General features: G+C 64.6%; 11 protein-coding genes. 6 read left to right on the top strand and 5 right to left on the bottom strand.

Translation table 11 applies throughout. The features are described from left to right. A partial coding sequence (locus AX735_RS05730) for a Gfo/Idh/MocA family oxidoreductase (RefSeq protein ID WP_202189509.1) occupies positions 1-336 on the bottom strand: 336 nt, incomplete at its 3' end. A 182-nt stretch (positions 337-518) separates the two neighbouring features. Between AX735_RS05730 and AX735_RS05735 the strand changes: the two genes are divergently transcribed. The 5 genes from AX735_RS05735 (at position 519) to AX735_RS05755 (ending at position 5,440) form a co-directional block, all read left to right on the top strand. Further along, positions 519-1,733: an MFS transporter gene (locus AX735_RS05735; RefSeq protein WP_066277053.1), complete on the top strand. Its 1,215-nt coding sequence runs from the start codon at positions 519-521 to the stop codon at positions 1,731-1,733. Further along, the gene (locus AX735_RS05740) at positions 1,730-2,638 is read left to right on the top strand and encodes an alpha/beta hydrolase (protein WP_202189510.1); all 909 of its coding nucleotides are present in this window, start codon (positions 1,730-1,732) and stop codon (positions 2,636-2,638) included. Before AX735_RS05735 ends, AX735_RS05740 begins: the two co-directional genes overlap by 4 nt. Positions 2,639-2,766: 128 nt before the next feature. After that, entirely contained in the window at positions 2,767-3,453 is a 687-nt protein-coding gene (locus AX735_RS05745; RefSeq protein ID WP_066277060.1) for a TetR/AcrR family transcriptional regulator, read from the top strand. Between the two features lie 80 nt (positions 3,454-3,533). Further along, positions 3,534-4,991 (top strand): MFS transporter, encoded by a 1,458-nt coding sequence (locus AX735_RS05750; protein ID WP_066277063.1) that lies wholly within the window; start codon positions 3,534-3,536, stop codon positions 4,989-4,991. After that, positions 4,991-5,440, top strand: a complete 450-nt coding sequence (locus tag AX735_RS05755) for a nuclear transport factor 2 family protein (protein WP_066277088.1) — start codon at positions 4,991-4,993, stop codon at positions 5,438-5,440. Before AX735_RS05750 ends, AX735_RS05755 begins: the two co-directional genes overlap by 1 nt. A 68-nt stretch (positions 5,441-5,508) precedes the next feature. Here AX735_RS05755 and AX735_RS05760 read toward each other — a convergent pair whose 3' ends face one another. Both AX735_RS05760 and AX735_RS05765 read right to left on the bottom strand, forming a co-directional pair. Then, a complete protein-coding gene (locus tag AX735_RS05760; protein WP_066277067.1) occupies positions 5,509-6,516 on the bottom strand; it encodes a sugar phosphate isomerase/epimerase family protein in 1,008 nt (335 codons plus the stop codon). 11 nt (positions 6,517-6,527) lie between these two features. Continuing rightward, positions 6,528-6,908 (bottom strand): C-glycoside deglycosidase beta subunit domain-containing protein, encoded by a 381-nt coding sequence (locus AX735_RS05765; RefSeq protein WP_066277069.1) that lies wholly within the window; start codon positions 6,906-6,908, stop codon positions 6,528-6,530. A gap of 135 nt (positions 6,909-7,043) precedes the next feature. On the opposite strand from AX735_RS05765, the gene AX735_RS05770 reads away from it, so the two are divergent. Further along, positions 7,044-8,660: a GMC family oxidoreductase gene (locus tag AX735_RS05770; protein ID WP_066277071.1), complete on the top strand. Its 1,617-nt coding sequence runs from the start codon at positions 7,044-7,046 to the stop codon at positions 8,658-8,660. 27 nt (positions 8,661-8,687) lie between these two features. On the opposite strand, the gene AX735_RS05775 is transcribed toward AX735_RS05770, so the two are convergent. Further along, positions 8,688-10,079 (bottom strand): sugar porter family MFS transporter, encoded by a 1,392-nt coding sequence (locus AX735_RS05775; RefSeq protein ID WP_066277074.1) that lies wholly within the window; start codon positions 10,077-10,079, stop codon positions 8,688-8,690. A 62-nt stretch (positions 10,080-10,141) separates the two neighbouring features. Beyond that, positions 10,142-10,839, bottom strand: a 698-nt coding sequence (locus tag AX735_RS05780) for a substrate-binding domain-containing protein (RefSeq protein WP_156447432.1), incomplete at its 5' end; no start/stop codon positions are given.

Below are 10,839 nucleotides of genomic sequence, written 5' to 3' on the forward strand. Positions count from 1 at the left end.
GGTCGATGTGGCGGGCTTGTCGCTGATGACCGGGAAGCCGGCCGCCAGCGCCGCACGCGCAGCGGGCAGGTGATGGTGATTCGGGCTGACGATGCTGACGAAATCGATCCCGTCGTCGCGCGCCTTTTCGGCAGCGAACATCGCGTCGAGCGAGGGATAGGCACGCGCTGGATCGATGCGATAGCTCTCGCCCGCCTCGCGGCTGCGGCCTGGATCGCTCGAAAAGCAGCCTGCCACCAGCTCGATCTCGCGGTCCATTTCCGCTGCGATCCGGTGAATCGGGCCGATGAACGATCCCGGCCCGCCGCCGATAAGCCCCATTCGCAAACGCCGCATCGTCGATCCGCTCCTACCATTTATTTTCGAATACATATTCTAGTTTGCTCCGATCGCGCTCGTCAAGGCAGGTTGTGCGCAAGGCTGTGGCGGGCAAAGCTGAGGCTTGACCGGAGCCGCGACGCGCCATAAACTCGAATGCATATTCTAATAATCAGCCGGAGCAGCGGCAGGAGAGAGCAGTGCAGGCATTGGCCAATTTCTACCGGGACCTCACCCTCAAGCCGCAGGGCATCATCGTGGTGCTGGCGGCCTTCCTGCCGATCATCGCGATCGTCGCCATGGGGCCTGCGGTCCCTGCAATGATCCAGCATTTCGCCAATGATCCCGATGCGCGCGCCAAGGTGCCCGCGATGATCGGCGCGCCGGGCCTGGCGATGGCGCTGATCGCGCCGTTCGCGGGGCTGCTGGTCGACCGCTACGGACGTCGTTCGCTGCTGCTCTTGTGCACCGCGCTCTACGGGGTGTTCGGCTCAGCCCCGCTGTTCCTCAATGATCTTGATCATATCTATTATTCGCGGCTGCTGCTCGGAGTGTCGGAAGCGGGCATCCTGACCGTGGTGAACACGCTGATCGGCGATTACTGGGACGACAAGGGCCGCAAGAACTGGCTGTTCCTGCAAGGGCTGCTCGGCCCCTTCCTCGCCGGGTTCGTCGCGCTGATCGTCGGCTTCGCCACGACCGTGCAGTGGAACGGCGTGTTCCTGGTCTATCTCGTCGCCTTCCCCATCTGGGCAGCGATGTTCGTCTGGCTGTTCGAACCCAAAAAGGCCGCGGACAAGGGCGTCACCATCGCCGCTGCGCCCGACGGGCCGAAAACCCCCTTCCCGCTGATCAGCCTGGTCCAGGTCGCTACGGTGACGCTATTCTGCTCGATGCTCTATTACGTGTTCATCATCAACGGCGCGCTGATCTTCCGCGAGGTGGGCGTGACCGAGCCGCAGAATTACGCGGCCATCATCTTCATCCCGCAATTCTTCATCCTGGCGGGCGCGGCCCTGTTCAAGGCGCTGTCGGATCGGAGCCACGCGGTGCAACTGGGCACGTTCCTGTCGCTGATGGGGCTGGGCCTGGCCGGCATGGGCCTTGCGCATACGCCCGCGATCATGGCCGCTGCGCTGATCGTGCAGCAGACCGCCGCGGGCATGGCGGTGCCTTCGCTGATCAACTGGACGCAGACCAAGTTCGACTATCACCATCGCGGCACCGGAATGGGCATCTGGACCGCCGCCTTTTTCCTGGGCCAGTCGCAGTCGCCACGGATGGTTCACATGATCGATGCGAGCGCCGGATCGATGCAGGGCGCTTTCCTGATCGCCGGCTGTGTCGCGCTGGGCGGCGCGGTGCTGGCGATTGTCACCAGCCTTGCTGCGCGTCCGCAAGTGGCCAGGGCATGATGATTCGCGCGTTCGTCTCCGCAACGGCGCTGGCGCTCGCCCTGCCCGTGCAGGCGCAGAACGTTCCTGCCTTCCAGTTCAGTGAAGCGGCGCGCGCCGACTATCCGGGTGAAATCGTGCTCGGCACTGGGCCCGGGCAGCCGCAGGAAGAATGGTTCCGCCAGGATGGCGCGCTGCAGGTGCGCAATACCAGCCAGGCCACGCTCACCCCTTTCCTGCCCGATCCGCAATCCGCGACCGGTGCGGCGGTGATCGTGGCGCCCGGAGGCGGTTTTCTGGGTCTGGCGATCGAGGATGAAGGCTTTCGCGTTGCCCGCTGGCTCGCCGATCACGGCATCGCGGCATTCGTGCTGAAATATCGCGTGCTACCAACGCCGGCCGACCCTGCGACCTTCCGCCGCGAACTGGTGGCGGTGCGAACCGGCAGGGGCCAGGCCAGTTTCCGCCCGCCCGCCGATACCCCTCCACAAGCGCTGGCCGACGGACAGGCGGCGCTGCGCCATGTGCTGATGCATGCAAGCGAATATCGGATTGACGCCAGGCGCACCGGCATGATGGGTTTTTCGGCCGGAGCCTTTCTGACGCTGTCGGTCATGTCCGCCGATGCGCCCGATGCACGCCCTGCCTTTATCGCGCCGATCTATGGACGGCAGGCGGCCGTGCCGATGCCCGCCAAGGCACCGCCGATGTTCGCGCTGATCGCGGCGGACGATCCGCTGTTCGCCCGCGATGGCTTTGCGCTGATCGACACGTGGCGCAAGTCGGGCGCGCCGGTGGAGTTCCATTTCCTGCAAAATGGCGGTCACGGCTTCGGCCTCGGGCGCGCCGGAACCACCAGCACCGACTGGATTTACGGTTTTCACCGCTGGCTTGACGTGAACGGCATGCTGGCTTCGGAACCTTGACTCGCATTTCGCGGTTGCACAAAGTTAATCTTCGCCGCATGTCGGCTGCCACGTAAAGGTGCGATGACGGAAAACTTGATGCCAAACCTGCCCCTGCCCTCCCCTTTCTGCACGCAAGGAGCCGCGCCATGCCCGGCAGCGTGAAGAAGAAGAAGGAGGCTGCGAACGGCTTTGCGGTCGCCGATGTCAGCCGCAAGCCGCAACAGGGCCGCTCGCTGGCATCGCTCAAGCGCATGCTGGAAGCCGCACGCGAGCTGATGCTCGAGCGTGGCAGTGAGGAATTCACCCTGCAGGAAGTCAGCGAGCGCGGCCAGGTGTCGATCGGCTCGATCTATCTGCGCTTCGAGAGCAAGGACAATCTGGTACGCGGAGTCATCGCCGAGGCGCTCGAGGAGCAGTCCGCCGAGGAAGCAGCCATGGTCCAGCGGCTGAGCGCCGAATGCGCGGATCTGGCCAGCTTTGTCTTCGAATATGTCGAAGGCTATGCCGAGGTGCTGCGCAAGCACGCCCCGTTGCTGCGCCTCACGATGATGCGCGCCGAACATGACCCCCTGGTCGCGGCCCCGGGCAAGCAATATGCGCTGCGCGCGGAAACCGATGCGACCCAGGCCATGCTGGCGCATGCTGCGGAGTTCGGCGGCGAGGATGCCAGGGACCATGAGGTCAAGGCGCAGTCGGGGTATCACGTGATCTTCGCCACGCTGGCCCGCCAGCTGAGCCTGGGATCGACCGGCGAGTCCGCCCATGCCTATGACTGGAACCTGATGAAGCGCGAGCTGGCACGCATGTGCCTGGCCTATCTGCGCGCGGATTGACAATCGCCAAGGCTTAATTAGAGTTCTGATTCTAATAATGACGCGGCGGGAGAGCTGCGCCGGAATCAGGAGATGAGGCCATGGCATCCGCCCCCCCAATCGCGCAGCGGCTGACCTGGCCACAGCGCCTTGCCTGGATGGTCTGCGCCATGCCGGAGCTGGTGAAATCCTTCGCCTGGGACGCGTTCGTGCTGTTCTTCTATGCGCAGGTCGTGGGACTTTCGGGCTGGCTGATCGGCATTGCGATCGCGGTGATCATCGTCTTTGACACATTGGTCGATCCCTGGATCGGGGCGTTTTCCGACCGCTTAACCGGAACGCGGCTGGGTCGCCGCCACAGCCTGATGTTCGCCGCGATCCTGCCGTTCAGCATTGGCATCGCCATGGTGTTCGCACCGCCTGCAGGCATGGCGCAGGTGCAGATACTCGCCTGGCTGCTCGGCTGGGGGCTGCTCGCGCGCTGCGGCATCTCGTTCTGGACGGTGCCCGCCTATGCGCTGGGGGGAGAGCTGACCACCGACACGGTGGAGCGGCGGCTGGTCGCGGTGCTGCGCAATATCGGCAACCAGCTCGTCATCCTCACCGTCCCGGCGGTGGCGTTCGAGGTGTTCTTCGTCGCCTCCCCCGCCTTTCCCAAGGCGCAGCTCAACCCTGCGCCCTATCCCGGATTCGGACTGTTCGTCGCGATCCTGGGCGGCACGCTGATGCTGCTCGGCGCGCTGGGCACCTATCGCCGCGCCCGGCAGATCGAGGCGCAGGAGAGCTCCACGCCCGACAGCGACGCGGGCACAGGCCCGTTCGCGGTTCTGATGCGGCTGGTGCGCGCGGTCCGGATCACGCCCAATATCGGCAAGCTACTGCTTGTCGCATTCCTGGTGCTGTTCGTGAACTCGGTCATCAACCAGCTCACACTCCACCTTGCCACCTATTTCTGGCAGCTCGACCCCAGCTGGACCCCGCGCCTGCTGATGGCGGCCACCTTCGGATCGATGCTGGCCATGCTGCTGGCACCGCTGTTCCTCAGGATCTTCTCGACCCGTCAGGCGATGGTCATCGGGCTGTGCGGCTTTTTCGCGGTGCAGGCGCTCGCGGTGCTGCTACCGCTCGGCGGGTTGGCCCCGGCAGCGGGGACGGCGGCGATCGGTGCGCTGATCGCCGCCCTGAGGTTTCTGGGCGGCCTCGCCTATGGCCTGTATGTCGTGCCGTTCAACGTCATCACCTATGAAATCGGCGACGAACACACCTATGATACCGGCCGCCCGGCCCAGGGGCTGGTCGCCAGCTTCATGTTCATCGGCCTGCAGCTGGGCAGCGGCGCGGTGGCGCTGCTGGCGGGATCTTTCCTGGGCGTGATCGACTTTCCGGTCGGCCTGTCCGTCGAGGCGATGCCGCAGGACAAGGTCGATGCGCTCGCCTGGTTCGTGCTGGCGCTGGTGACGCTGGCGGGCGGCGCGATGGCGTGGCTGGTCAGCACTTTCAGGATTGATCGCGACAAGGTGGATGCCCTGCGCACGGCCCCGGCGGAAGGAGCGGCATGATGCGCGGAAAGGCCCTGACGCTGGCGCTCGCCGCCGCGCTGACATCCGCCTGCACGACCGCGCCACCGGCCAGCCCGACCGAGGCGAACCGCGCAATCGTCGAGGATTTTGCGCGGCTCTTCTATACCGAGCGCGACGTGCGCCAGGCGTTCGAAAAGCATGTCGCGCCGGATTACATCCAGCACAATCCGGGGATAGCCGATGGCCGGGAGGCGGCGATCAGGGCGCTGACGCCGATGTTTTCCCGGCCCGAGGCGCGCTTCGAGGTGAAGCGCATCCTGGTCGATGGCGATCTGGCGGCGATCCATCTGTTCGGCCGCGGCGATCCTGCCACGCCGGGCGCGGCGGTGGCCGACATCTACCGGCTGAAGGACGGCAAGATCGTCGAGCATTGGGACATATTGCAACCCATGCCCACCACGTCCGCCAATCCGCACCCGATGTTCTGAGCGAATGGCACAAAAAAAGGGGCGCGGACCGCATGGCCCGCGCCCCCTTTTTCATGATTCCTTCGCGATCAGTGCCTGGCGAATATCCGGCGGCACATCGCCTGGTGCTTTTCGACCTGCTCGAAGCCGTCATCGGGCAGATAGGCATGGCCTTCCCATTCGCTCACCAGCGTGCCGGTAAAGCCGCCGTCGCGGAACAGCGGCAGGATGGTTTCATAGTCGATCGCTTCCTCGCGGCCGTCATCGCCCATGCCGTAGAACTTGCCATGGATATGGATGGTGCGGTCGACCAGCGCCGCCCAGCTCTTGGGATCGTGGTTCGACAGGATGAAGAAGGCGAGGCTGGCGGCCTGGATATGATCGGGCTCATGCCCTTCCTTCAGCGCCCATTCGCGCAGGCGACCGGCCTTTTCATGGCTCATGCCCGGCTCGACCCAGACCTCTTTCAGCTTGTCGAGTAGGCTTTCCTTCGCGCCCTTTGCGCGAGCGGCATTGAGCATCGATTCGGGAATGCGGCTCGCCGTCCCGCCAAAATCGGGAATCCAGCCGAGATAGGGCGTATTCAGCTTGTCGTACATCTCGCCATAGGCCTGGACGGCGGGGTGACCTGCCCACATCGGCGCGTGCACTTCCACACCCATGCGGATGTCGAGCTCTTCGGCATAAGGCGCGATCTCAGGCAGCAGCTCGACCGGCAGCGCGAACTGATAGCGCACCAGGCTAAAGCCCATCTTCTTGGCCGAGCGCAGCTGGCGCTTGTGATATTCGACCAGGGTCGCGTCGTCGATCGGCTGCGCCCCGGGGCGCAGGAAGCGGTCGGAGTTGATCGCGCAGGATGTGGCGTTGAGCCCGGCTTCGGCCATCATCTGCTTGAACTGTTCGGCGAACTCGTCCGACACATCGGGGAATTCGCGGAAATTCTGAAAGCCGATGATCTCGATATTCGGCCCCATGCCGCGCCGGGCGACTTCCTTGAGCAGGCCATCGAGCTCGAACTTGCGGTTGAGCCAGGCATTGGTGAACGAATAGAGCGTGACGCCGGTCTGCGGGCCGGTGCTGGTGGCAGTGGTGGTCATGTCGATGTCCTTCAGGCGACGCGCAGCGTCTGCGTCTGGATGTTGGCGCGCTTCATTCCGGGGATGTAGGGCGGGCTAATGAACAGGCTCAGCGCCACCTCATGCTCGCTGCCGGGCTCTGCGTGCTGGCCGGGGATGTGGAGAAAGGCGCTGTCGCGCACGAACCAGAAGGCATTGATCTGCTCGCCCAGGTCCTTGAGCGGCCAGACCGATCCGTCGAACTCGACCTTGGCATCGGACAGGTCCACCGGCGCACCGTCGATGTGCACCGAATCGATCTCGACAATGGAAAACGGCAGTGACCTGTACCACGGCAGGCGCATGGCCAGGCGCAGCCCTTCGGGCGTCGCACTCAGCCCCTCTTCTCCGATGATACGTTCAACCGGAAGCATCACTCTCTCCTCGCTTAATTAGAATGATGTTTCTAATTGTCGCTTGACAGCGGGTCAAGGCTGGTGTTGAAAAAATCAGAACAACAGTTCTAGATTTTGCGCTCGTTTTCAGCAGCGCTGCCAGGGGAGAGGGGCTTGGCCCGGTTCGACTATATCATCGTGGGCGCCGGCTCGTCGGGCTGCGTGCTCGCCAACCGGCTCAGCGCCGATCCGCGTCATCAGGTGCTCCTGATCGAGGATGGCGGGCGCAACGACCATCCGTTCATCCTGATGGCGGGCGGCTTCGTCAAGATCATGGGCAATCCCGCCTATTTCCGCGCCTATCCGGTCGCGCAGCAGCCGGGGCGGCGGCAGGAAATGCACGCCTATGGCCGGGGCCTGGGTGGCTCCTCGGCGATCAACGGCACCTGGTATCTGCCCGGCATGCCCGGCGATTATGACGGCTGGGCGGCGATGGGCCTGACCGGCTGGGGCTGGGACGAAATCTCGCGCTGCATCCGCACGGTCGAGAATTATCGCGCTCCCGGCGCGCATCCGGGCCGCGGCCATGACGGCGAGCAGCAGATCACCCCTTCGGACTACAAGGGTCCGGTATTCGACGCGCTGGCCGGTGCCTTTGCGCAAGGCGGCATGCCCTGGGTGGATGACATCACCACGCCCTGCATCACCGGTGCGGGCCGATCGCAATATACCGTCGATCGCGCCGGCCAGCGCCAGTCGACCTATGAGGCGTTTGTCGAACCGATCCGCCACCGCCCCAACCTCACGGTGATCCACCCTGTTGCGGTCACCCGGTTGACCCTCGCCGAGGGCCGCGTCACCGGCGTCGTGACCGAGCGCGAGGGTGTGGAAGAGGCGCACTTGGCGGGAGAGGTCATCGTCAGCGCTGGCGTCTATGGCTCGCCGCAACTGCTCCAGCTGTCAGGAATCGGTCCGGGCGCGGAATTGCAGCGACTGGGCATTGCGGTCGCGCACGAACTGGCGGCGGTGGGCCAGAATTTCGCCGACCACCAGAAAATGGGCGTGTCGTTCGACCTGCACAACAATCCCGGCAACAACCGCGAGTTCCTCGGTTGGCGGCTTTATCGCAACGCGATCCGCTATTTCCTCACCCGCACCGGCCCGCTGGCGCGCGTCGGCATGCCGATCACCGGGCTGATCTCGACCGAAGGGCTCGACGACTGGCCCGAGTTCCAGGTCGCCGCCGCACCCTTTGCGATGCGCACGATCAACGAGATGGCCGAGCGCCCGGGCAGCCCGCTCACCGACCGGCCCGGCCTCACCTTCTCGGGCTACCACCTGCGTCCGAAGAGCCGCGGCACGGTCACGCTCACCTCGCCCAGCCATCGAGACGCGCCGGTGGTCGACCCGAACATGTGGTCCGATCCCTATGACCAGCACAAGGCGCTCGAGCTGTTCCACTTGTTCCGCAGGCTTGCCAGCATGCCTGCACTCGCGCCCTATATCGGCGATGAGCGCATGCCCGGCGCCGCGATCCAGGACGAGGACGCGCTGATCCCCGAGGTGCGCAAGATGACCGAATGCGGCCTGCACGGCACCGGCACCTGCTCGATGGGCACCGACGCGGCCAATTCGGTCGTCGATGCGCGCTGCCGCGTACACGGCCTGCAAGGTCTGCGCGTGGTCGATTGCTCGATCATGCCGACCCCGGTCTCTGGCAACACCAATGGCCCGGCGATCGCACTGGCCCAGCGCGCGTCCGAGCTGATCCTCGAAGACGCACGTGGATAGGTGCCATGGGGCAGCGTCCGCTGCCCCCTATCCTGGCATCTGCTCCAGCTCGAGACCCTTGGTTTCGCGAACCGTTGCAGCAACGAAGACCAGCGACACCAGCGCGCACGCGGCATAGGCACCATAGGTAGCTGGCAAGCCAACGCTATGCGCCAGCCATGGAAAGCTGGAGCTTACCGCGAAATTGGCAAGCCATTGGGCCGCACCTGCGACCGCCAGCGCCGAACCGCGGATCTGATTGGGAAACATTTCCCCCAGCATCACCCACATGACCGGCCCCCAGCTGAGGTTGAAAAAGGCAACACAGACATTGGCTGAAACCAGTGCGGTCAGCCCCACGCCCGCCGGCAGCACGACATTGCCGCCTTCCATGTGCGCCTGGGCAAAGCACCAGGCAAGAATACCGAGCGTGGCTGCCATTCCCCCCGATCCAACGAGCAGTAACGGCCGCCTTCCAATCCTATCAACGAGTCCGATGGAGACAAGGCAGGCCAAGATCGACACAGCGCCCGTAAGGATATTGATCTTCAGCGCATCGGCTTCGCTGAAACCGACCGCCTGCCACAGCACAGCACCGTAATAGAAGACCACGTTGATCCCGACCAGCTGCTGGAACACGGCCAGACCAATGCCGACCCAGACGATAGGCCGCCAGCCGCCACCAGGCTGTTTCAGGTCGGCCAGGCTGGGGGCATGATCCATGTCCAGTGAGCCTGCGATCTCTGCTACCTTGGCCCTTGCTTCGGATGCGCCGAACAGCCTTGCCAGCACGCTCTCGGCTTCATCCAACCGGCGTCGCGCCACCAGATAGCGGGGACTTTCCGGGATGAAGGCCAGGCTGACGAGGAACAGCAGGCCTGGTGCGGCCTGCACCCAGAACATCCAGCGCCACGCAGCATGGCCGCCAATGAGATCGAGCGACGAACCGGCCGCCGCGGCCAGTGCATAGTTGCACAGGAACGCTCCGGTCAGGCCGGAGATGATCATGACTTGCTGGATGCTGGCCAATCGCCCGCGCACCGGCGCAGGCGTGACTTCGCTGATATAGGCTGGCGACAGGACGCTGGCCGCGCCAACCGCTCCCCCGGCAAGGAATCGCGCGAGTGCAAGCACCGGAGCGGACCATGCCATTCCCGACAGCAAGGCCGTAAGGACAAAGAGGATCGCGGCGATCATCATGACCCGCCGCCGCCCCCACAGATCGGCAAATCTGCCTGCCAAAAAAGCACCCAGTGCGCAGCCGGGAAGCAAGGCGCTGACGGTCAGGCCAAGTTCCGTATCGCTCAGACCAAAAGCGGCGCGAAGGCCATCCTGCGTGCCGTTGATTGCGCCCGAATCATAGCCGAACATGAACCCGCCTATCGTGGCCACAGCCACGATAAGGAGGACCGATGATCGTGCGCGTCGATGGGTTTCCATGCCCCGCTTCCCCTTCCCACATTGTCTTTGTGAGCGCTACCATGATGCCCGGGAGGGGGAAGTCAAGTCACATGGCGGGTGGTCGATGCCCGCACCACGATCTCGTGCCCCAGCCGCAGGTCTGGTAGGTCGTGGGAAGCGAATTCCGCAGGGCTTGCAAGATAACGCACGAGAAGGATCGTGGCCTCGCGCGCCATGTTCGAGACCGGCTGGCGGACGGTGGTCAGTTCAGGCCAGACGGCGCGGGCCATGGCGGTATCATCGAAGCCGCAGATCGACAATGCGCGCGGCACTTCGAGCCCGAGGCGATGGGCGGTGGCCATTGCGCCTGCCGCCATGTCGTCATTGCTGGCGAAGATCGCGCTGGGAGGATTTGCGGATGCCAGCAGCGCCTGAGCGGCCTCCATGCCTGAGCGGAACGTATAGTCGCCCGTCGCGATCATCGCCGGATCGGCTGCGAGGTTGGCCTGCTGCAGGGCACGGCAAAACCCGGCCCGCCGCCGTGCGCTCATCGGAAAGCGGTCCGATCCGGCAATGAACCCGATCCGGCGGTGACCGAGCGCCAGCAGATGGCTTGTCATGTCCCTTGCGGCTGCTTCGTCATCCATGCCAATACTCAGCGCACCAGCCATGGCCTGAGTAGCGGCAATTCGAGCCACGGCCAGATGACCGGCTGCAAGTCCGTCGACCAGCGTCGAGTCGTCGCAAAGCGGCGCGGGCAGAAGGACGCCCTCGACCCGATGGCGCTGCAGCCGGGCGA

This window comes from Blastomonas sp. CCH1-A6, assembly GCF_001556365.1.
Taxonomy (GTDB): Bacteria; Pseudomonadota; Alphaproteobacteria; order Sphingomonadales; family Sphingomonadaceae; genus Blastomonas; species Blastomonas ursincola.